General features: G+C 61.8%; 20 protein-coding genes. 11 read left to right on the top strand and 9 right to left on the bottom strand.

The genetic code is table 11. The features are described 5' to 3' along the window. Nucleotides 1–33: 33 nt before the first annotated feature. Together BM110_RS02015 and BM110_RS02010 are read left to right on the top strand one after the other, a co-directional pair. Nucleotides 34–744: a response regulator gene (locus tag BM110_RS02015; protein ID WP_093512189.1), complete on the top strand. Its 711-nt coding sequence runs from the start codon at nt 34–36 to the stop codon at nt 742–744. After that, complete coding sequence (locus BM110_RS02010; RefSeq protein WP_093512187.1) at nt 741–2,126, top strand: ATP-binding protein; 1,386 nt, start codon at nt 741–743, stop codon at nt 2,124–2,126. The genes BM110_RS02015 and BM110_RS02010 overlap by 4 nt, the downstream gene beginning before the upstream one ends. A 127-nt stretch (nt 2,127–2,253) precedes the next feature. Here the strand turns inward: BM110_RS02010 and BM110_RS02005 are convergent, their stop codons facing one another. The 4 genes from BM110_RS02005 to BM110_RS01990 are packed head-to-tail and all read right to left on the bottom strand — an operon-like array spanning nt 2,254 to nt 3,925. Beyond that, complete coding sequence (locus BM110_RS02005) at nt 2,254–2,454, bottom strand: SEC-C metal-binding domain-containing protein (protein ID WP_003189235.1); 201 nt, start codon at nt 2,452–2,454, stop codon at nt 2,254–2,256. Continuing rightward, on the bottom strand, nt 2,451–2,933 hold the full coding sequence (locus BM110_RS02000; RefSeq protein WP_093119293.1) for an LEA/WHy family protein: 483 nt from the start codon (nt 2,931–2,933) through the stop codon (nt 2,451–2,453). Before BM110_RS02000 ends, BM110_RS02005 begins: the two co-directional genes overlap by 4 nt. A gap of 19 nt (nt 2,934–2,952) precedes the next feature. Further along, entirely contained in the window at nt 2,953–3,423 is a 471-nt protein-coding gene (locus BM110_RS01995; protein WP_058425250.1) for a YchJ family protein, read from the bottom strand. A gap of 4 nt (nt 3,424–3,427) precedes the next feature. Further along, the gene (locus BM110_RS01990) at nt 3,428–3,925 is read right to left on the bottom strand and encodes a DUF6231 family protein (protein ID WP_093512185.1); all 498 of its coding nucleotides are present in this window, start codon (nt 3,923–3,925) and stop codon (nt 3,428–3,430) included. Between the two features lie 190 nt (nt 3,926–4,115). On the opposite strand from BM110_RS01990, the gene BM110_RS01985 reads away from it, so the two are divergent. Both BM110_RS01985 and BM110_RS01980 read left to right on the top strand, forming a co-directional pair. Next, nucleotides 4,116–4,811: a PA1041 family peptidoglycan-binding anchor lipoprotein gene (locus BM110_RS01985; RefSeq protein ID WP_093119291.1), complete on the top strand. Its 696-nt coding sequence runs from the start codon at nt 4,116–4,118 to the stop codon at nt 4,809–4,811. Between the two features lie 160 nt (nt 4,812–4,971). After that, on the top strand, nt 4,972–5,730 hold the full coding sequence (locus BM110_RS01980; protein WP_093512605.1) for a hypothetical protein: 759 nt from the start codon (nt 4,972–4,974) through the stop codon (nt 5,728–5,730). Between the two features lie 101 nt (nt 5,731–5,831). On the opposite strand, the gene BM110_RS01975 is transcribed toward BM110_RS01980, so the two are convergent. Beyond that, nucleotides 5,832–6,296 carry a CopD family protein gene (locus tag BM110_RS01975; RefSeq protein ID WP_071488836.1) on the bottom strand — a complete coding sequence of 155 codons (465 nt, stop codon included), beginning with the start codon at nt 6,294–6,296 and terminating at the stop codon, nt 5,832–5,834. Between the two features lie 99 nt (nt 6,297–6,395). Here BM110_RS01975 and dinG point away from each other — a divergent pair, with 99 nt between their 5' ends. The 5 genes from dinG to pdxH all read left to right on the top strand — a co-directional run bounded on the left by dinG (nt 6,396) and on the right by pdxH (nt 14,145). Further along, nucleotides 6,396–8,540, top strand: coding sequence for an ATP-dependent DNA helicase DinG (gene dinG / locus BM110_RS01970; protein WP_071488837.1), 2,145 nt, complete (start codon nt 6,396–6,398; stop codon nt 8,538–8,540). 89 nt (nt 8,541–8,629) lie between these two features. Then, nucleotides 8,630–10,927, top strand: coding sequence for a beta-galactosidase (locus BM110_RS01965; RefSeq protein ID WP_093512183.1), 2,298 nt, complete (start codon nt 8,630–8,632; stop codon nt 10,925–10,927). Nucleotides 10,928–11,009: 82 nt separating this feature from the next. Continuing rightward, complete coding sequence (locus tag BM110_RS01960) at nt 11,010–12,155, top strand: serine hydrolase domain-containing protein (protein WP_071489102.1); 1,146 nt, start codon at nt 11,010–11,012, stop codon at nt 12,153–12,155. Between the two features lie 142 nt (nt 12,156–12,297). After that, nucleotides 12,298–13,470 carry an OmpA family protein gene (locus tag BM110_RS01955; protein WP_093512181.1) on the top strand — a complete coding sequence of 391 codons (1,173 nt, stop codon included), beginning with the start codon at nt 12,298–12,300 and terminating at the stop codon, nt 13,468–13,470. A 27-nt stretch (nt 13,471–13,497) separates the two neighbouring features. Next, a complete protein-coding gene (gene pdxH / locus BM110_RS01950) occupies nt 13,498–14,145 on the top strand; it encodes a pyridoxamine 5'-phosphate oxidase (protein WP_071488840.1) in 648 nt (215 codons plus the stop codon). A gap of 36 nt (nt 14,146–14,181) precedes the next feature. On the opposite strand, the gene BM110_RS01945 is transcribed toward pdxH, so the two are convergent. Further along, nucleotides 14,182–14,442 (bottom strand): hypothetical protein, encoded by a 261-nt coding sequence (locus tag BM110_RS01945; RefSeq protein ID WP_092241224.1) that lies wholly within the window; start codon nt 14,440–14,442, stop codon nt 14,182–14,184. A 157-nt stretch (nt 14,443–14,599) separates the two neighbouring features. Between BM110_RS01945 and BM110_RS01940 the strand changes: the two genes are divergently transcribed. After that, nucleotides 14,600–15,064 (top strand): outer membrane lipoprotein, encoded by a 465-nt coding sequence (locus BM110_RS01940; protein ID WP_003189251.1) that lies wholly within the window; start codon nt 14,600–14,602, stop codon nt 15,062–15,064. Between the two features lie 72 nt (nt 15,065–15,136). Here BM110_RS01940 and nhaA read toward each other — a convergent pair whose 3' ends face one another. Further along, the gene (gene nhaA, locus BM110_RS01935) at nt 15,137–16,324 is read right to left on the bottom strand and encodes a Na+/H+ antiporter NhaA (RefSeq protein WP_093512179.1); all 1,188 of its coding nucleotides are present in this window, start codon (nt 16,322–16,324) and stop codon (nt 15,137–15,139) included. Nucleotides 16,325–16,540: 216 nt separating this feature from the next. Here nhaA and BM110_RS01930 point away from each other — a divergent pair, with 216 nt between their 5' ends. Further along, the gene (locus BM110_RS01930; protein WP_092241228.1) at nt 16,541–17,635 is read left to right on the top strand and encodes a PLP-dependent cysteine synthase family protein; all 1,095 of its coding nucleotides are present in this window, start codon (nt 16,541–16,543) and stop codon (nt 17,633–17,635) included. A 42-nt stretch (nt 17,636–17,677) separates the two neighbouring features. On the opposite strand, the gene BM110_RS01925 is transcribed toward BM110_RS01930, so the two are convergent. After that, nucleotides 17,678–19,291, bottom strand: a complete 1,614-nt coding sequence (locus BM110_RS01925) for an NAD(P)/FAD-dependent oxidoreductase (protein WP_093512177.1) — start codon at nt 19,289–19,291, stop codon at nt 17,678–17,680. Between the two features lie 106 nt (nt 19,292–19,397). After that, nucleotides 19,398–20,069: a COG3650 family protein gene (locus tag BM110_RS01920; RefSeq protein WP_093119277.1), complete on the bottom strand. Its 672-nt coding sequence runs from the start codon at nt 20,067–20,069 to the stop codon at nt 19,398–19,400. Nucleotides 20,070–20,249: the final 180 nt, after the last annotated feature.

The following is a 20,249-nucleotide window of genomic DNA, read 5'->3' as shown; positions in this document are numbered from 1 at the left end:
GCTGCGTTTCATCGTTTTTCGGATTGACTGCCCATGGCCAAGCAAGACCACCTGCTGATCGTTGACGACGACCCGCAAATCCGCCAACTGCTCTGCGACTACCTGAGCGACGCCGGCTTCCAGGTGTCCACCGCCGCCGACGGCAAGGAAATGCGCCGCCGCCTAGCGCTGAATGTGATCGACCTGATCGTGCTCGACCTGATGCTGCCCGGCGAAGACGGCCTGAGCCTTTGCCGCGAACTGCGGGTTAACTCCAACACGCCGGTGGTGATGCTCACCGCCAAGGGCTCGTTGATCGATCGTATCGTCGGCCTGGAAATCGGCGCCGACGATTACTTGCCCAAACCCTTCGACCCACGTGAGTTGCTGGTGCGGATAAAAGTGGTGCTGCGCCGGGTACAGAGCTTTCCCGACCGCGCCCGCCTGGATGAAGCGCCGAGCATTCGTTTCGCAGGCTGGCAACTCGACACGCGGGCGCGGCAATTGCTGTCGCCACAGGGCGTGGTGGTCAGCCTGGGCAACTCGGATTACCGCGTGTTGCGCCTGCTGTTGCAGCACCCCAATCGCCCGTTGAGCCGCGACTTTCTGCTCAACCATGTGTTCGACAAGGACAGCACGCCGTTCGACCGCTCCATCGATGTGTGCGTCAGCCGCCTGCGCTCGCAATTGCCGGCAGGGTTGATCAAGACCGTGCGCAACGAGGGCTACATGCTCACCGCCGATGACGTGGTGTTGGAGTCGTGAGACTGCTGCCGCGTTCGCTGTTCGGCCGGCTGGTGCTGATTCTCGTCAGCGGCATGCTCGCCGCGCAGGCCCTGACCAGCAGCATCTGGTACGACCGACGCCATGGGCAGGTGCTGGAAATCCCGGCGCGGTTGATCGCCACGCGCCTGGCGGACGTGGTGCGCCTGGTGCACAGCGATCCGCAGCAAGCGGATGTGCTGATCAAGCTGCTCGACACGCCAAACTTCCGCCTGACCCTCAGCGACCAGGCCAGCAACACCCCGAGCACCCTGCACGAAAGTGACCGGCCCACCGAGCGATTGATCAAGAAGGTGCTGTCGGAAAAAACCGGTTACGCCCAAACCCTGATCCTGTTGCGCCTGTCTCTGGTCGATGGCGACGGGCAGACCGCCGGCCTGTCAACCTTGCTCGGTTCCCAACCGGTGGTGGGACAATTTTTGATCGACCTGCGCCTACCCGACGGGCGCTGGTTGCAGGTGGATGCGAGTGAAGAGCAGGGCTGGACCAGTACCTCGCCGCTGGACCTGCTGTTCGATTACGTGATGCGCATCTACCTGCTGCGGGTGCTGGTGTTGGTGGTGATCGCGCTGGTCGCGGTACGCCTGGCGATTCGCCCGCTCAACACCCTGGCCAAGGCCGCCGAGGCGTTGGGCCGGGATATCCAGCGCCCGCCGCTGTCGGTGGACGGTCCCACTGAAGTTCGCCGCGCCGCCCAGGCATTTAATGCGATGCAACAGCGGCTGATCGCCAACATCGCCGAGCGCACGCGTTTCCTTGCGGCGATTTCCCACGATTTGCGTTCACCGATCACACGACTGCGCCTGCGCACCGAGATGCTTGAGGACAATCGCACCAAGGAGCGTTTTCGCAGCGATCTGGAAGAAATGGAGCATATGGTGTCCAGCACGCTGGATTTTGTCAGCAGCGGCGAAATCAACGAGACGCGGCAGAACATCGATATCAACGCCTTGCTGCAAAGCCTGCAGGCGGACTTGCAGGACGTTGGCGAGCAGGTGGTGATCGAAGGCCGGGCGAAGCAGCCATTGCCGGGGTATGCCCGCAGCCTTAAACGTTGCGTGCAGAACCTGCTGGAGAACGCTGTGCGTTATGGCCGTGATGTGGTGGTGCGGGTCGAGGACCAGGCGGACAGCTTGAAGATCGTCATCAGTGACCGTGGCCCCGGGATTCCCCGGGAACAGTTGGAGCAGGTGATGGAGCCGTTCTATCGCGTGGAAGGTTCACGCAATGCCGAGACCGGCGGGTATGGCCTGGGATTGAGCATTGCCCACACCATCGCCAAGGCGCATGACGGGCGTTTGGCGTTGCGCAACCGGGACGGCGGAGGGCTTGAGGTGGAACTGGTGTTTCAACGCAAATCCTGAATGTGGAACGCAACTGAATGTGAGAGGGGGCTTGCCCCCGATTGCTGGCTGTCAGGCACTGAATAGGAGACTGGTATACCGCTATCGGGGGCAAGCCCCCTCCCACATTTAAATCTTCAGCGTGGCTTTACGCCCCGTGGCACTTCTTGAATTTCTTCTCACTGCCGCACGGGCAAGGATCGTTGCGGCCCACGTCCTTCAGGGCATTGCGCACCGGCTCCTGGTGAGCGTGGCCGCAGTTCGGGCCGTGGACATGGCCGTGGTCGTGATCATGGTGATCGTGATCATGGTTGCAGTCAGGACCATGGACATGGGGTTGCTGAGTCATCGATGTCGCTCCGGAATAAAATCGCCGGGGATTATCTCGCCATTGTGATTCACCTGCACGTCATAACCGATGAATAATCCGGTTTTCAGCTCGCCTTCGAGGCGATAGGGCACGGGGCGGTCGGGTTTTTTCAGCATCTGCACCACATCGCGGATCTGTGGCCAGAGGTTGGTGCGCACCGACACCTTGAAAAAGGCATGGCCGCGCGGCGGCACGGTAAGCCATTGGTTGGACTCGCCTTCGGTCAGCACAAAGTCATCCAGCGTCACTTTGTAGATCAGGCCACGCACGGTCAGGTCGGCGTCGTCGCGATTGTCCACGCGAAAGTACAGCTTGAATTTCTGCTCCAGCAGCTTGGCTCGCACCACTTCGACCTTCACCAGGGAGATGTGGGGCGGCGGCGCGTCGTCCTCGAACCACGACGCGCAGCCGGTCAGGCCAAGGGTTAACGCCAGCATCAAGCTGTAGATCCGGAGCATGGCGTGAGTCCTGTGGTGGCTATAGATAGCTGGAACAACACTTCTTGAATTTTTGCCCGCTGCCGCACAGGCAGGCATCGTTACGTCCGGTCTTCACTTCCACGGTCGGGTCGATGAAGTACCAGCGCCCGTCATTCTGTACGAAAGAAGACTGCTCGCGGTGACTATGTTCGCCGGTGCTGTCATGCCAGCGCGCGGTGAAGGTCACGAACGCGTGTTCCGGCTGGCCGCCGAATACCTCGGAGCTTTCCACTTCAAGGCCGAGCCAGGTGCTCTGGGCGCTCCACGCGGCGATGGCGGCACGGTCCAGGCCGGGCTGTTGCGCGGGCAGCGTGGTGGCAACCAGATAGTCCACCAGGCCCAGTACGTAGGCGCTGTAGCGCGAGCGCATCAACGCGGTCGCGCAGGGCGCGGGGTGCCCGGCGTGATAATGGCCGCAGCAGGCATCCAGCAGGTTGCCACTGCCGCAGGGGCAAATGGATGTACTCATCGGGTTACCACCAATACTTTCCGAAGTTTTCCGGGTTGGCCCAGAAGCGGGCATTGAGCCAGTCCGGTACCTGTTTATAGTCAAGCAGATCATAGGTAAACAGCGTCAGAACCTGTTCGTCACGCTGGAAACGCTCGCCGGCCTGCAGGGCCAGGGAGAAGAAGTCGGTGTCCTTCCAGTCGCAGGCCCCCAGGTCAACCAGCACCGCAATGCGGCTGGCGTTGAGGTTGCGGATACCGCCCAGCAGGGTCAGGCCTTGCGGTTTTGACAGGTGCTCCAGGCAATCCACCACCAGCGCCAGGTCAAAACGCTGCGCGGCCAGCTGCGCCGGCAGTGGGCCGGGTGGGGCAACGGCAACCTGGGTGCCGGGGTGTGCTGCTTGAAAAGCCTCCAGCGCCGGGAACTGGCTGGCGCCCAACAGCAACAGGCGTTTGGGCTGGTGCAGGTCGAGCAAGGCGGCCAGGGCCTGCTGGGGTGTACGGTCAGAAATACCGGCGGTCATCAGAGATCCTCACATCAGGACCGTAGAGACTAGCGCGGCTGAGCGTGCGGGCCTAGAGCGGGCGGTGGCGAAAACTCCTACGAGGGCGACGATCCTCAATGAATACGGGGGCGCGGCGTAGTGGCGCAGATGAAAAGAGCCGTCTTTACTCCACTCATCGGCCCCCGCCGATCCCCTCAGGAGAAATCAGATGAGCATCATGCGGACAGCTCTACCCTTGGTTCTGCTAACCGGAGTATTGACAGGTTGCGCAGGTTTGCAAAAAACCGACTGGCCCACCTGCGCCGCCGTTGGCGGTGTGACCGGTGCGGCGATCGGTGCCACTGAAAGCTCGGCCTATGCAGGCTATGGCGCGTTGTTGATCGGCGGTATGGCCGGCGCCTATTGCTGGGTGCATGGCGACGGTGACGAAGATGGCGATGGCGTGCCGGACAGCCGCGACAAGTGCCCGGGCACGCCAAAAGGTGTGCCGGTGGATGCCAATGGTTGCCCGCCCGTACCGCCACCGGTCGTGGTTGAGGAAGTGGTCGTGGTCAAGGAGGAAACCATCGTGATCCGTGACGTGCACTTCCAGTTCGACTCGGCGAAGTTGACGGCGGCGGATACCGCCAAGCTCGACACCGTCGCCACCCGCCTGAAACAGGAAGCCCCAGGCGCCCAGTTGCGGGTCAGTGGCCACACCGACAGCGTCGGCAAAGAGGCCTACAATCAGAAACTCTCGGAAAAACGCGCGCATTCGGTGGTCGAGTACCTGATCAAGTCCGGCGTGCCGCGCAGCAGTTTTGTATCGGTGACCGGTGCAGGCGAGAGCCATCCGGTAGCCGACAACAAAACCGCTGAAGGCCGTGCCTTGAACCGTCGTACGGAAATCCAGATCAACCGCTGACGGCCCTTGCCCCTGTGGGATACACAGGGGCATTGCTGCCAATCCTCCCCCTTTATCAACTTTTTTGATCCTTCACTGGCAAAGCGCCTGCGGAAGTCGTTACTGTGCGTCCAAAGAAAAACTAGAAATATTTTTTGAAAAAATTCAGGGGAGCTCCATGATGCGTAAGGTTTTTCTGTTGGCCCTGTTGGTCAGCCCCGTTGCCCTGGCCCAGAGCGTCAGTGTTGAACCCAACTCGTTGATGCGCCTGCCCAACAGCACCAGCGTGTTGCAATTGGAGCGCCTGGAGGTGGCGGACTATGGCACCTTGCTGATTCCCGCCAACATCAGCCAGGTCTCCGTGGATGAGCTGCACCTGGGCCGCGACGCCCGTATCACCATTGTGCCCGGCAACACCGCTTTGCAATTGCAGGTGCGCCATGCGCAATTGGACCACGGTAGCCAGATCACCTCCCGCGGCGCTCCCGGCACCCACGAAAAACCGGCCAAGTCCGGGCGTGACCTGACCTTGCGTATCAACTCCCTGGCGGCAGAAGAACTCTCGGTGGACGCCCGTGGCGGTGCCGGCGCCCAGGGTTATGCCGGGCTGGATGGCGCCAACGGCGAAGACCCAGGGTGCACCTGGGGCTCGGCCGGTCGCGGTGCCAACGGGGATAACGGCGGTGATGGCTTGCCTGGCGCGTCGGGCGCGCAGGTGCGGGTCGAGTTGCCGCAGGACTTTCCGGCTGACCATATAAAGGTCTGGGTCGATGGCGGTCCCGGTGGATTGGCCGGCACGGCGGGCAAGCCGGGCAAGGGCGGCCAGTCCAAAGGCTGCCTGGTGTACCGCGCCGATGGCGGCGAGAAAGGCCGTCCAGGCTTGGAAGGGCAGCCGGGGCCGGCCGGGCCTGCGGGGACTGTGACCATCCAGCGGCTTTGAATTGCCTGCTCTGACGCCATCGGGGCAAGCCCCCTCCCACAATTGGACTGCATTCCAACTGTGGCAGGGGGCTTGCCCCCGATGGCGGACTAAAGCCCGCCTTAAAACATCGGTCGAGCCGAAGCAATCGCCACCACCACCAACCCCACAATCAGGTTAATGCCCACCAATCGGCGAATCTGCCCCAGCACCGCCGCACCCGCCGGCCAATCCTCAGCCGCCACTGCCTTGCGCAACTCCGGGAACTTCAGCGCCTGGATGCGGATAAACAGCGCCGTCATCACCAGATACAAACCCATCATCACCTGCACATAACGCGGTGCCGTCTCAAACCCGTTGAAGCGCAAGTGCAGCAGGCCAATGCCGCTGATCGGCAAAACCGCCACGGCGATCCACACCCATACGAAAAAACGTTGAAACACATTTGCCCATAATTTGAGCCGGGCAGGGCCTTCAAGTGCCGCCACAGCGGCGGGGCGCAGGATCATCCAGGCGAAAAACATACCGCCGACCCATACCAGGGCGGCCAATACATGCAGGGTGTAAGCGAGGCTAAACGCGGTCATTGTGGTACTCCGTTCTGCGCGGGATTCATTAGCGGGGTATGATAGCCGCCGATCCGAACCACTGAAAATTTATCCAGCGTTTTTTGCGCCCGACTATCCATGATCAGCACTGAACTCAAAACCACGATCCAGGGTGCCTATTCGCGTTTTCTCGAAGCCAAGAGCTTGAAACCGCGCTACGGCCAACGCCTGATGATCGCCGAAGTGGCCAAGGTCCTCGGGGATATCGACACCGACGACGAAGGCCGCCGCGAGGGTGAGCCCGCGGTCGTGGCCGTCGAGGCCGGCACCGGTACCGGCAAGACCGTGGCCTACAGCCTGGCCGCGATCCCGACCGCCAAGGCCGCCGGCAAGCGCCTGGTGATCGCCACCGCCACCGTCGCCCTGCAGGAGCAGATCGTCTACAAGGACCTGCCCGACCTGATGCGCAACAGTGGCCTGAGCTTCACCTTCGCCCTGGCCAAAGGCCGTGGCCGCTACATGTGCCTGTCCAAGCTCGACGTGCTGTTGCAGGAAGGTCACGCGCAAACCGCCACCGCCCAGCTGTTCGAAGAAGAAGGCTTCAAGATCGAAGTCGATGAGGCCAGCCAGAAGCTGTTTACCAGCATGATCGAGAAACTGGCCGGCAATAAATGGGACGGTGACCGCGACAGCTGGCCCACCGCCCTGGAAGATTCCGACTGGGCGCGCTTGACCACTGACCACAGCCAGTGCACCAACCGACATTGCCCCAACTTCGGCCAGTGCGCCTTCTACAAGGCCCGCGAAGGCATGGGCAAGGTCGATGTGATCGTCACCAACCACGATATGGTGCTGGCCGACCTGGCCCTGGGCGGCGGTGCGGTGTTGCCGGACCCGCGTGACACTCTCTATGTGTTTGACGAAGGCCATCACCTGCCCGACAAGGCCATCGGCCACTTCGCCCACTACACGCGCCTGCGCTCCACTGCCGACTGGCTCGAAACCACGGCGAAGAACCTCACCAAATTGCTGGCCCAGCACCCGCTGCCGGGCGACCTGGGCAAGCTGATCGAGCAGGTGCCGGAGCTGGCGCGCGAGATCAAGACCCAGCAGCAATTCATGTTCAGTGCCTGCGAGCAGGTGGCCGACTTCAAGCCCGGTGAAGATGTGGAGGGTCGTGAGCGTCCCCGCCATCGTTTTGTCGGTGGGCTGATCCCCGAGCACATGCGCGAAATGGGCATCGAGCTGAAGAAAGGCTTTTCACGCCTGACCGATCTGTTCACCCGTCTTACGGATTTGCTCAAGGAAGGCATGGACGGCGAGGTCAATATCGGCATCGCCAGCAACCAGGCCGAGGAATGGTACCCGCTGTTCGGCAGCCTGCTGTCCCGTTCCCAGGGCAACTGGGAGCTGTGGACCGCCTTCACCGTCGAAGACCCGGAAGACAACCCGCCCATGGCGCGCTGGCTGACCCTGTCGGAAAGCGGTGCGCTGTTCGATATCGAGGTCAACGCCAGTCCCATCCTTGCCGCCGAAATGCTGCGCCGCAACCTGTGGAACGTGGCCTACGGTTGCCTGGTGACTTCCGCGACGCTGACCGCCCTAGGCACCTTCGACCGCTTCCGGATGCGCGCCGGCCTGCCGAAAAAGGCCGTCACTGCCGTGGTGCCGAGCCCGTTCCATCATGCCGACGCAGGTGTGCTGCGAGTGCCGGACCTCAAGGCCGACCCACGGGACGCAGCGGCGCACACCGCCGCCATCATCCGGGACCTGCCGGAGCTGGTCGAAGGTTCGCGCGGAACGCTGGTGCTGTTCTCGTCACGCAAACAGATGCAGGACGTGTTCGACGGCCTCGACCGTGATTGGCGCAAGCAAGTGTTTATCCAGGGCAACCTGTCCAAGCAGGAGACCCTGAACAAACACAAGGCGCGTGTAGACGGCGGCGACTCCAGCGTGCTGTTCGGCCTGGCCAGCTTCGCCGAAGGGGTGGACTTGCCGGGTGCCTATTGCGAACACGTGGTGATTGCCAAGATCCCGTTCTCGGTGCCGGACGATCCGGTCGAGGCGGCTTTGGCCGAGTGGATCGAGGCGCGGGGCGGTAATCCGTTCATGGAGATCTCGGTGCCGGATGCTTCCTTGAAGCTGGTCCAGGCCTGCGGTCGCCTGCTGCGTACCGAAGAGGACCGGGGCACCATCACCTTGCTTGATCGGCGTCTGGTCACCCAGCGCTATGGCAAGGCTATCCTGAATGCCTTGCCGCCTTTCAGGCGCGAAATTTCTTAAGCCACAGTGGGCGGTTTCGCCCACTTCGTGGTCTATCTCACTGTATTTCATCAGGCCATTCATCGGCCGTCTGGGAGAACCTTGTTCGTATGATTCGCACGCTGCCCGCTCTTTTTGCCTTGCTGCTCGCCGCGCCCTTGATGGCTGCGCCTGCGGGGCAACAGACTTTGTTCAACTTCGTCCGGCCTGCCGATGTGGTCAAGGTGGCGACCCAGGACGCCAGCCTGCCGCAATACAACGCCGAACAAACCCCCGAAGGCGAAGTGCTGCGCCGCATCACGTTCAACCCGGCCGCCGAACCGAGCCTGGTGCTGAGCCCGCAGACCGGCGCCTGGGACTGGTCCCGGTCGGGTGCCATGAGCCTGCGCATCCAGAGTGCGATGGACTGGGCGTTGACCCTCTACGTCAAGGTGCAGAGCGCGGATGGCAAGACCCTGGTCAGCCGCATCGACCTGCCCGCCGGCCCGGCTCAGACCTTGCTGGTTCCGCTGCAGGCCAATTCGCCGCTGAGCCAGGGCATGAAGGCCGGCCCACCGATGCCGATCACCGTGGACGGCCAGCGTGTGTTGCTGGCCAGTAGCGCTGGCGAGATCGACCGCAGCCAGGTGGTTTCGGTGACGCTGTCGATGCTCAAACCCAACGCCGCCCAGAGCATCCTGCTGGAGCGCTTCGGCGTGCAGGACAGCGAGCCGGTGCTGAAGGCGGCCTACAGCGAGCTGGTGGATGCCTATGGTCAATCCACCCGTGCGCGGTGGCCGGAAAAAGTCAGCAGCGACGAGCAACTCAAAGCCGCTGCCGCCAAGGAGCAGCAGCAGCTCCAGGGTTGGCTGGCCACGCGGGATAAATCCGCGCTGGACCAATACGGTGGCTGGAACAAAGGCCCGGCATTCGACGCCAGCGGGTTTTTCCGTACCGAGAAGCGCGACGGACGCTGGTACCTGGTGACACCGCAAGGGCATCCGTTCTACTCCCTGGGCGTCAATACCGTGGCCCCGGACAACAGCCAGACCTATGTGGCCGGCCGTGAATGGATGTTCGCCGCGCTGCCCAAGGGCGGCGAACCCTTCGACAAGTATTACGGCAGCGGCGACAACCGCACCGGCAATGGCGCGGGGGAAGGCCGTGGCTTCGGTGCCGGGCGTTGGTATGACTTTTACGGCGCCAACTTGCAGCGTACCTATGGCGGTGACGGCTTCGACCAGAAACGTTGGGTCACTCACACCCTCGACCGCTTGCAGGCCTGGGGTTTCAACACCGTCGGCAACTGGAGCGACGAGAGCCTGGCCACCGCCGGCCGGGTTCCCTACACCTTGCCGCTGTCGATCGTCGGCGATTACGCCAGCATCAGCACCGGCACCGACTGGTGGGGCGGCATGCCCGACCCGTTCGACCCGCGTTTCGCCATGGCCACCGAGCGCGCCGTGGCGATTGCCGCCCGTGACCACCGCGATGACCCGTGGTTGATCGGCTTTTTTGCCGACAACGAGTTGGCCTGGGCCGGCCCTGGCGATGATCCGAAATCCCGCTACGCCTTGGCGTACGGCACGTTGCGCATGACCACCGACGTACCGGCCAAGCGCGCGTTCCTCAAGCAACTGCGCGACAAGTACCGCAACGAAGAAGGTTTGTCGAAAGCCTGGGGTATCGAATTGAAGGGCTGGGAGCTGATGGAGGACCCGGGTTTCGAACCGCCGATGCCGAATCCCGAGCACCCGGAAATCGAGGCGGACTTCAAATACTTCCAGAAGACCTTCGCCGATGCCTACTTCAAGACCATTTCCGACTCGCTGAAATGGCACGCGCCCCATCAACTGCTGCTGGGTGGCCGTTATGCGGTCAGCACGCCGGAAGCCGTGGCCTCCTGCGCGCAGTACTGCGATGTGTTGAGTTTCAACATGTACACCCTCAAGCCTCAGGATGGCTACGACTTCGCCGCGTTGCGGGCGTTGGACAAGCCGGTGCTGATCACCGAATTCAATTTCGGCTCGGCCGACCGTGGGCCGTTCTGGGGCGGCGTGACACAGTTGGCCAGGGAAGAAGATCGTGGCGCGGCGTATGGCAACTTCCTCAAGCAGGCCATGGCCGAGCCGTCGATTGTCGGCGTGCATTGGTTCCAGTATCTGGACCAGCCGGTGACCGGGCGTCTGCTGGACGGTGAAAACGGTCACTTTGGCCTGGTCGGTATCACCGACGTACCGTTCCAGGGTTTTGTGGAGAGTGTGCGCAAAAGCAACCTGGCGGCGGTCGACCAACTGGGCAAGGAAGCGCAAAAGGCCAAGGCGGCGGGCGCCACGCGTGAAAGCGAAGGTGGCAGGGCCGGGCATGAAGGCAAAGGCCCGGGGCAGGGCGCCGGGCATGCAGGCGGTCACTCCGGGAACGGTCATTGATTGAGTGCTGACGGGTTCACAAAACCCACCAGGGCTGGAACAATGTCGGCCACTTTTTTCGATGTTTTCCGAGGGCGCTCAGGTGCAGATCCAGGGTCATTACGAACTCCAGTTCGAAGCGGTACGTGAAGCGTTCGCCGCGTTGTTCGATGACCCGCAGGAGCGTGGTGCCGGGCTCTGCATCCAGATCGGCGGCGAAACGGTCGTCGACCTGTGGGCCGGCACCGCCGACAAGGACGGCGCCGAGGCCTGGCACAGCGACACCATCGTCAACCTGTTCTCCTGTACCAAGACCTTTACCGCCGTCACGGCCCTGCAATTGGTGGCCGAAGGCAAGTTGCAACTGGATGCGCCGGTCGCAAACGTCTGGCCGGAGTTTGCCGCGGCCGGGAAAGAAACAATCACCCTGCGCCAGTTGTTGTGCCATCAGGCCGGGTTGCCGGCGATCCGCGAGATGCTCCCCACCGAAGCCCTGTACGACTGGCAACTGATGGTCGACACCCTGGCGGCCGAAGCCCCGTGGTGGACGCCGGGCCAGGGCCATGGCTACGAGGCGATCACCTACGGCTGGCTGGTCGGTGAGTTGCTGAGGCGTGCCGATGGGCGCGGGCCGGGAGAGTCCATCGTGGCGCGGGTCGCACGGCCATTGGGCTTGGACTTCCATGTGGGCCTGGCGGACGAAGAATTTTATCGCGTGGCCCATATAGCGCGCAGCAAAGGCAATATGGGCGATGAAGCCGCGCAACGTCTACTGCAAGTAATGATGCGCGAACCGACGGCGATGACCACGCGTGCATTTGCCAATCCACCGTCTATTCTGACCAGCACTAATAAACCCGAATGGCGCCGTATGCAGCAGCCGGCGGCAAATGGTCACGGCAATGCGCGCAGCCTGGCGGGTTTTTATAGTGGACTGTTGGACGGTAGTTTGCTGGAGGCCGACATGCTCGAACAATTGACTCGCGAGCACAGCATCGGTCCGGATAAAACATTATTGACACAAACCCGTTTCGGCCTGGGCTGCATGTTGGATCAGCCGCAGTTGGCCAATGCCACCTTCGGCCTTGGCCCACGTGCATTCGGGCATCCGGGCGCTGGTGGTTCGGTGGGGTTTGCCGATCCTGAACATGATGTTGCGTTCGGTTTCGTGACTAATACACTCGGGCCTTATGTACTTATGGACCCGCGGGCACAGAAGTTGGTCAGAATATTGGCCGGTTGTCTGTAAACCCCTTGCTGTTTCACATTTTTTTGTTACAAAGGCAACTATAAGAAGACGCTGTAGGAAAAGTTGTAACTTTATTCTTCTGCAAGCGTCTGTTTAACGGATCATCTAGGTCCCTGGTTTTTTCTCATTTTGTGGATATCTCATGTTATCGAACAAGTCCTTGGCTCTTGCGCTATGTCTCACTATTACCGGTTGCGCACAAACTCCACAAAATGATGCCGAGGGCGGGCATTGGTGGTCATTTGGATCCGATAAGGCCTCGACCAAGGACGCATTGACCCAGGCCGACACCAAGCCGGAAGCTAAGCCAGACGCCAAGCCAGACGCCAAGCCGGCTGCAGGCGCCAAGCCTGCCGCACCGGTAGCTGCCGCCGCCGCAGCGCCAGCTTCGGCTCCAGCTCCCGCCGCCAAGGCGGACACCGGTTCCAGCTGGTGGCCGTTTTCCTCCAAGAGCGCCGATGAGAAGGCGGCCGATGCGAAGGCCGACCTGAAAGCCGACCTGAAGGCCGCTGATCCAGCCCCAGCAGTCGCCAAGACCGACACCGAAACCCACTGGTGGTGGCCGTTCGAAAGCAAACCCAAGCCATTGGCCAAGGTCGACGTGACCAACGTGCCGATGCCCGACCCGAAAATCACCCAAGCCTGGCTGGACGACTATGAGCCGCGTCTGCGCGCGGCTATCAAGGACAGCAACCTGCAACTCGAGCGTCGCGACAACGTGCTCGTGGTGATTGCCCCGGTTGATGGTTCCTACAACCCGAAACGCCCGGCCATGCTGCTGCCGGTCACCCTCGGTCCGTTCACCCGGGTTGCCAAGGCCGTTGAAGCCGATCCGAAGACTGCCGTGCTGGTATTGGGTCACGTCGATGCCACCGGCACCGCCCCGGCCAGCCAGGCGCTGACCAAGGAGCGTGCACAGTCCATCGCCTCGATCTTCAGCCTCAGCGGTTTGAAGCAGGACCGCCTGATGCTGCGCGGCATGGGCGACCTGATGCCACGTGCCGCCAACGACAGCAGCCAGGGCCGCGCCTTGAACCGTCGCATGGAAATCATGTTCACCCAGCGCACTACCATGTTGGCGCTGCTGAGCAAGTATCAGTCGGGCAAGACCCCGCCTGTCGCCGAAATGGTGGCGGTGCAGGACGTTCCAGCCCCGGCTCCAGCCGCCAAGGCCCCGGCCAAGAAGGCTTCGACCGCCAAGAAAGCGGCTGCCAAGCCAGCGGCCAAGAAAGCCCCGGCCAAGCCAGCGGCGAAAAAAGCGGCACCCGCCAAAGCCAAGGCTGCTGCACCGGCAAACGACCAGGCGAAAAACTGATCTGCTGAACCAGAAGGATAAAGCCGCATGACCCAGGCACTGGCCGATATGCGCCGTGACTACACACGGGATGGCTTGAGCGAGGCACAGGCCCCGAGCGAGCCGTTTGCCTTGTTCCACCAGTGGTTTGCCGACGCGGTGAAAACCGAGCAGCCACCGGTTGAGGCCAATGCAATGACCTTGGCCACGGTCGACCAGGACGGTCGCCCGCACTGCCGCATCCTGTTGCTCAAGGGCCTGGATGCGCAGGGCTTTACCTTCTTCACCAATTATCAGAGCGCCAAGGGCCAACAGCTTGCGGCGCGGCCGTTTGCAGCCATGACGTTTTTCTGGCCGACCCTGGAGCGCCAAGTGCGCATTGAGGGTCGAGTGGTGAAGGTCACGCCTGAAGAGTCGGATGCTTATTATCAGGTTCGTCCCTTGGGCAGCCGCCTGGGGGCATGGGCGTCTCCGCAAAGCCAGGTCATCCGTGACCGGGAAGAGCTGCAGGACTTGCTCAAGGCTACCGAGCAGCGTTTCAGCGATACCCAGCCTGACTGCCCGGAGCACTGGGGTGGTTATCGCCTGTTACCCGAGCGCATCGAGTTCTGGCAAGGCCGCGCCAGCCGCTTGCATGACCGCCTGAACTATCGCCTGCAAGGGGCCGACTGGACCCGCGAACGCCTGGCACCCTGAGCTGCACCTTTCGTCACTCCGCTTGAATGATGCCTGTCACCCCGACGTCTCTATTGAAGAGGCTTCGGGCGTGTACTGCTGCGCCGCGTTCTTCAGCCAGTGAGGCAAGTGGGACCGTTTGATCTTCAAGCGGCGAGCCTCTTGCAGCTGTTGCAGCATGAAGGTGCGCTTGTGCAGATCATTACCCGCCAGCGACAGTGCCAGGTCACGGTCTATCCAACGCCTGATGCGCAGGTACAACCAGGCATGGAAATACAGTCCCGCAAGGGTTGTGACTACAATGATGAAGTAATCCATGAAGATCCCGGTTGAGAGAGCAGCGCTACCGTTCGTCTGTTTTTCTGGTGTGGGCAGTCTGTACTAAGGCTGAATGAAAGCAATTTTCTGCGGTGCTTGCCGTGACAGGCGTCAAGCTGCAGCGTTTAATGACCACCTGTCCTTTGGAGTTGATGCTATGCGTAAGTCTGTTTTACTGGTTGCCTGCTTTACTACCCTGTCGTTGCTACTGGGTGGCTGCGCCTCGAGTCTGACCGGCGACTCGTACTCCCGTGACGAGGCGCGTCGTGTCCAGACCGTGCGCATGGGGACCATCGAATCCCTGCGTCCGGTGAAAATCGAAGGCACCAAGACCCCAATCGGCGGCGCTGCCGGCGCCGTTATCGGCGGTGTTGGCGGCAGTGCCATCGGCGGTGGCCGTGGCAGTATCGTGACCGCGGTGATCGGCGCTGTTGCTGGCGGCCTGCTGGGTTCGGCCACCGAAGAAGGCCTGACCCGTACCCAAGGTGTGGAAATCACCGTGCGCGAAGACGACGGCAGCATGCGTGCCTACGTGCAGGCCGTGCAGGAGAATGAAATCTTCCGCATCGGCGACCGCGTACGCATCATGACCGTTGACGGTACCAGCCGCGTTACTCGCTAACCGTCGGTTGTAGAAACACAAAACCCCAACCGGGTGACTGGTTGGGGTTTTTGGTTTTCGAGGCTGTCAAATTCAAACCTGAGGTGCGGCCTTTTTACGACTTGCCATTGCTGTCACCGCATACCCGATACACGCCGCCAGTATCGACCCGGTCAAAATCCCCATCCGGTCTTCCCCGGCAAACTCACTGGCCCCCGGTACGAATGCCAGGGAGCCAACAAACAGGCTCATGGTAAAGCCGATACCGCACAGGATCGCCACGCCAAATACCTGGCCCCAGTTCGCGCCGGTGGGCAGGGCGGCCAGGCCGGTCTTGATGGCCAGCCAGGTGAGGCCGAACACACCGATGGTCTTGCCGATCAGCAGGCCCGCGGCGATGCCCATGGGCACATGGTGGGTGAAGCTTTCCAGGCTCACACCGGTCAAGGACACGCCGGCGTTGGCGAAGGCGAACAGCGGCAGGATGCCGTAGGCCACCCAGGGGTGCAGGGCATGTTCCAGCGTGAGCAGCGGCGAGGGCTCGGCGTTTTTGGTGCGCATCGGGATGCAGAACGCCAATGTCACACCGGCCAGCGTTGCGTGCACACCACTCTTTAGGACGCACACCCACAGGATCAGCCCGACGATCAGGTACGGCCCGAGCTTGATCACGCCCAGGCGGTTCATCGCGATCAACGCGATCAGGCAGGCGCCCGCACCCGCCAGGGCGGCACCGGAGAGATCGGCAGAATAGAACACGGCGATCACGATGATCGCGCCGAGGTCGTCAATGATCGCCAGGGTCATCAGGAACAGTTTCAGCGACACCGGCACGCGTTTGCCCAGCAAGGCCAGTACGCCGAGGGCGAAGGCAATGTCGGTGGCCATGGGAATCGCCCAACCGGAAAGCGCGGCGGGGTAGTCCTTGTTGATCGCCCAGTAGATCAGCGCCGGCACCACCATGCCGCCGATGGCTGCGGCGCCAGGCAGCACCACTTGCGAGGGCTTGGACAGGTGGCCGTCGAGCAACTCGCGCTTGACCTCCAGGCCGATCAGCAGGAAGAACAGAGCCATCAGGCCATCATTGATCCACAGCAGGGCGGGCTTGGCGATTTTCAGCGCGCCGATCTGCGCCACCACCGGCACATCGAGAAACGCGCTGTACAGGTGCGACAAAGGTGAATTGTTGATGATCAGCGCCAGGGCCGCAGCCGCGATCAACAACAGACCGCTGGCGGCTTCCAGCTGGAAGAAACGGGTGAAAGTGCTACGCAGAGGCAAGGGATGCTCTCCAATCCAGGTTCAATAGGTGGGTACCCTAACCCGTACCGTTAGTTGTTAAAACAAAAGTTATATTCTTATTTGTTATAAGTGGCTGGCTGGGGTGATGTTGCCGCCAAGCCTAGCAATTGTGTGTCTGATTGAGTCGGTACTGTATCTGTGTGGCGTGTAGGAAACCCCCTAAAATCAGGGCTGACACCTTCAGAGAAACTCTCCATGAGCGACCACCGTCCCTGGGCCCGCGAAGCCATTCGTATCATTGAAGCAGACTTCCAGCGTAGTGCCGATACGCACCTGATTCCCTTGCCGTTACCAGGATTGCCGGGTATCGAGTTGTACTTCAAGGACGAGTCCAGCCATCCCACCGGCAGCCTGAAGCATCGGCTGGCACGCTCGTTGTTCCTGTACGCATTGTGTAATGGATGGCTCAAGCCTGGTGCGCCGGTGATCGAAGCATCCAGTGGCTCGACGGCGATTTCCGAAGCCTACTTTGCGCGTCTGCTGGGTTTGCCGTTTATTGCGGTAATGCCAGCCACCACGTCCCAGGAAAAAATCGCACAGATTGCCTTCTACGGCGGCAAGAGCCACCTGGTACAGGATCCCACGCAGATCTACGCCGAATCCGAACGCCTGGCGCGGGAAAGCGGTGGTCATTTCATGGACCAGTTCACCTACGCTGAACGTGCCACCGACTGGCGGGCGAACAACAACATTGCCGAGTCGATCTTCCAGCAAATGCGTTTCGAGCAGCATCCGGAGCCGAGCTGGTTGATCTCCAGCCCCGGCACCGGCGGCACCACCGCTACGCTCGGTCGTTATGTGCGTTATCGCCAGCATTGCACCCGCGTGTTGTGTGCCGATGCGCAGCGTTCGGTGTTCTTTGATTTCTACCAGAGTGGTGATGCCAGTTTGCGCCTGGACTGCGGTTCGCGGATTGAAGGCATTGGCCGACCACGGGTCGAGGCATCGTTTTTGCCCAAGGTCATCGATGCGATGGTCAAGGTACCGGATGCCCTGTCGCTGGCGGCCATGCATTACCTGGCCGACCGGCTGGGACGACGGGTCGGTGGCTCCAGCGGGACCAACCTGATTGGTGCCCTGGTGGCGGCGCAGCAGATGAAAGCGGAGGGGGAGTCGGGGTCGATCGTGGCGATATTGTGTGACGGTGGTGAGCGGTATGCGACGACGTACTACGATCAGGCCTGGCTGGCGGGGCAGGGTTATGAATTGGACGGTTTGATTGCGGCTGTTGCTGCCAGTGTCGAACGGGGCGAGCCGTTGCCGGACAGCATCTTGCGCGCCAATATCTGAATCTGTAGGAGCCCGGCTTGCCGGGCTCCTACAGGTTATGTGTCAGCCGTGCAGCCCCAGCATATCCCGCGCCAACGCCTCGGCAATCCGAATCCCATCCACGCCCGCCGATAGAATCCCACCGGCGTAACCAGCGCCTTCACCGGCAGGGAACAGCCCTTTCACGTTCAAGCTCTGCATCGATTCGTTACGGGTGATCCGCAACGGTGATGAGGTGCGCGTCTCGATACCCGTCAACACCGCGTCGTGCAGCGAGTAGCCCTTGATCTGCTTCTCGAACGCTGGCAACGCTTCGCGGATCGCTTCAATGGCGAAGTCGGGCAAGGCCAGGGCCAAATCGCCAAGAGACACGCCAGGTTTGTAGGAAGGCTCCACGCTGCCAATCGCGGTGGACGGCTTGCCAGCGATGAAATCACCTACCAGTTGTGCGGGAGCCTCGTAGTTGCTGCCGCCGAGGACATAGGCGTGGGACTCCAGGCGTTCCTGCAACTCGATACCGGCCAGCGGGCCGCCTGGGTAGTCCACCTCTGGGGTGATACCGACCACGATGCCGGAGTTGGCGTTGCGCTCGTTGCGCGAGTACTGGCTCATGCCGTTGGTGACCACGCGGTTCGGCTCGGAAGTCGCCGCCACCACGGTGCCGCCCGGGCACATGCAGAAGCTGTACACCGAGCGGCCGTTCTTGGCGTGGTGCACCAGCTTGTAGTCGGCGGCGCCGAGTTTCGGGTGCCCGGCGTATTTGCCCAGGCGCGCGGCGTCGATGAGCGACTGCGGATGTTCGATACGGAAACCCACCGAGAACGGCTTGGCTTCCATGTACACGCCACGGGAGTGGAGCATGCGGAAGGTGTCACGGGCGCTATGGCCCAAGGCCAGGATCACATGTTTGGACAGGATCTGTTCGCCGCCATCGATGACTACCCCATTCAACTGGCCGTCTTCGATCAGCACATCGGTCACCCGCTGCTCGAAGCGCACTTCACCGCCCAGGGCGATGATCTGCTCGCGCATATTTTCCACCACGCCGGTCAGGCGGAACGTGCCGATGTGCGGTTTGCTGACGTAGAGGATTTCTTCCGGCGCACCGGCCTTGACGAACTCGTGCAGCACTTTGCGGCCGTGGAATTTCGGGTCCTTGATCTGGCTGTACAGTTTGCCGTCGGAAAAGGTCCCGGCGCCGCCTTCACCGAACTGCACGTTGGACTCGGGGTTGAGCACGCTTTTGCGCCACAGGCCCCAGGTGTCCTTGGTGCGCTGGCGCACTTCCTTGCCGCGCTCGAGGATGATCGGCTTGAAGCCCATCTGCGCCAGCAGCAGCCCGGCGAAGATTCCACAGGGGCCAAAGCCGACGACGATCGGGCGTTTGGTCAGGCCTTGCGGTGCCTGGCCTACGACCTTGTAGCTGACATCCGGCGCCGGGTTGACGTTGCGGTCATCGGCGAACTTGAGCAGCAGGGCGGCTTCGCCCTTTACGTTCAGGTCGATGGTGTAGATGAAGCACAGTTCCGACGACTTCTTGCGCGCATCGTAGCTGCGTTTGAACAGGGTGAAATCGAGCAGGTCATCACTGGCGATGCCCAGGCGCTGCACGATGGCAGGCCGCAGGTCTTCTTCGGGATGGTCGATGGGCAGCTTGAGTTCGGTGATTCGTAACATGACGGGATCCGGTAGGCGGCGGGCAGAGAGGCCGGCTGTTTTGCAAACCGGCGATTATAAGCCCCAATGAGCGTTTCCCGTCATGTTAAAACAGCATGGCGTCGCGTCAGTCGTCGCGCGAGCCGCCGAACGATGCGCAACCGCGCTGGACCTGGCCATTGACGCGCAACTCGGCGGTCATGTGTTGCAAACTACCGCTGACCGGGTCGACACAACGCTGCGGCGCCACCCACAATTCCACGTGCTGATTGTTGGCCTCGGTCATCAGGTTAAAGCGACCGTCACCGATTTGCTCTTCCACATAGGGCACCGCCAGTGGTGGCTGGCCCTCGCGTTCCAGCACCAGGCCCTTGGCGGTCACGTTCATCACCCAGGTCGGCTTGTGGCCGTTGGCGCGCAGGATCATGCGCTTGAAGTCCGGGTCGCCGCAGGCCGAGGTAGAGCGCTCGACGCGGTAGAGTTGTTGCAGGTCGACGCTGCCCTCGGTGCCGCTGGCAACCCCGGAGAACTTGCCGCGCAGGTCGGCAAACAACGCGCCTTGCTGACCGGCCAGGGAGGCCGCTTCCTGCAGGATGCTGGTGCCACCGGTGTCGTTGACCACGTAGTTGCGCTTGTCGTTGCACGGCTGGAACAGCAGTTTGCCGCCAACCGCAGTCAGTTCACCCTGCATGCGCGTCAGCCCGGCCAGCGACGGCTTGGCAGGATCACTCTCGAACATTTGGCAGGCAGCGAACAAGGGAAGCAGGGCAAGCAGGAACAGGGTATGGGCGGCACGCATTATCGGGTCTCCAGGCAAGTGCCGTCACGTTACTCAGGCCGGCGCCGTATCACAAGCCCGTGACATGGTTTGAACCATCGGCCCTGAACGGATGGGAAAAGTAGCGCCGCCGATCAGGCGTTTCCTACACTTGGGTTTGGAGAGGCATGAGAGCGTCGAGCTCTTTTGAGTGGGAGCAGC

Source organism: Pseudomonas sp. NFPP28, from assembly GCF_900115535.1.
Lineage (GTDB): Bacteria > Pseudomonadota > Gammaproteobacteria > Pseudomonadales > Pseudomonadaceae > Aquipseudomonas > Aquipseudomonas extremorientalis.
This window is presented reverse-complemented; position numbering and strand designations above follow the sequence as displayed.

What these genes read in the sequence shown, in the direction of transcription:
- BM110_RS02015 (WP_093512189.1), top strand. Translation starts at nt 34, where the DNA reads ATGGCCAAGCAAGACCACCTGCTGATCGTTGACGACGACCCGCAAATC.
- BM110_RS02005 (WP_003189235.1), bottom strand. Translation starts at nt 2,454, where the DNA reads ATGACTCAGCAACCCCATGTCCATGGTCCTGACTGCAACCATGATCAC.
- BM110_RS02000 (WP_093119293.1), bottom strand. Translation starts at nt 2,933, where the DNA reads ATGCTCCGGATCTACAGCTTGATGCTGGCGTTAACCCTTGGCCTGACC.
- BM110_RS01995 (WP_058425250.1), bottom strand. Translation starts at nt 3,423, where the DNA reads ATGAGTACATCCATTTGCCCCTGCGGCAGTGGCAACCTGCTGGATGCC.
- BM110_RS01990 (WP_093512185.1), bottom strand. Translation starts at nt 3,925, where the DNA reads ATGACCGCCGGTATTTCTGACCGTACACCCCAGCAGGCCCTGGCCGCC.
- BM110_RS01985 (WP_093119291.1), top strand. Translation starts at nt 4,116, where the DNA reads ATGAGCATCATGCGGACAGCTCTACCCTTGGTTCTGCTAACCGGAGTA.
- BM110_RS01980 (WP_093512605.1), top strand. Translation starts at nt 4,972, where the DNA reads ATGCGTAAGGTTTTTCTGTTGGCCCTGTTGGTCAGCCCCGTTGCCCTG.
- BM110_RS01975 (WP_071488836.1), bottom strand. Translation starts at nt 6,296, where the DNA reads ATGACCGCGTTTAGCCTCGCTTACACCCTGCATGTATTGGCCGCCCTG.
- dinG (WP_071488837.1), top strand. Translation starts at nt 6,396, where the DNA reads ATGATCAGCACTGAACTCAAAACCACGATCCAGGGTGCCTATTCGCGT.
- BM110_RS01965 (WP_093512183.1), top strand. Translation starts at nt 8,630, where the DNA reads ATGATTCGCACGCTGCCCGCTCTTTTTGCCTTGCTGCTCGCCGCGCCC.
- BM110_RS01955 (WP_093512181.1), top strand. Translation starts at nt 12,298, where the DNA reads ATGTTATCGAACAAGTCCTTGGCTCTTGCGCTATGTCTCACTATTACC.
- pdxH (WP_071488840.1), top strand. Translation starts at nt 13,498, where the DNA reads ATGACCCAGGCACTGGCCGATATGCGCCGTGACTACACACGGGATGGC.
- BM110_RS01945 (WP_092241224.1), bottom strand. Translation starts at nt 14,442, where the DNA reads ATGGATTACTTCATCATTGTAGTCACAACCCTTGCGGGACTGTATTTC.
- BM110_RS01940 (WP_003189251.1), top strand. Translation starts at nt 14,600, where the DNA reads ATGCGTAAGTCTGTTTTACTGGTTGCCTGCTTTACTACCCTGTCGTTG.
- BM110_RS01930 (WP_092241228.1), top strand. Translation starts at nt 16,541, where the DNA reads ATGAGCGACCACCGTCCCTGGGCCCGCGAAGCCATTCGTATCATTGAA.
- BM110_RS01925 (WP_093512177.1), bottom strand. Translation starts at nt 19,291, where the DNA reads ATGTTACGAATCACCGAACTCAAGCTGCCCATCGACCATCCCGAAGAA.
- BM110_RS01920 (WP_093119277.1), bottom strand. Translation starts at nt 20,069, where the DNA reads ATGCGTGCCGCCCATACCCTGTTCCTGCTTGCCCTGCTTCCCTTGTTC.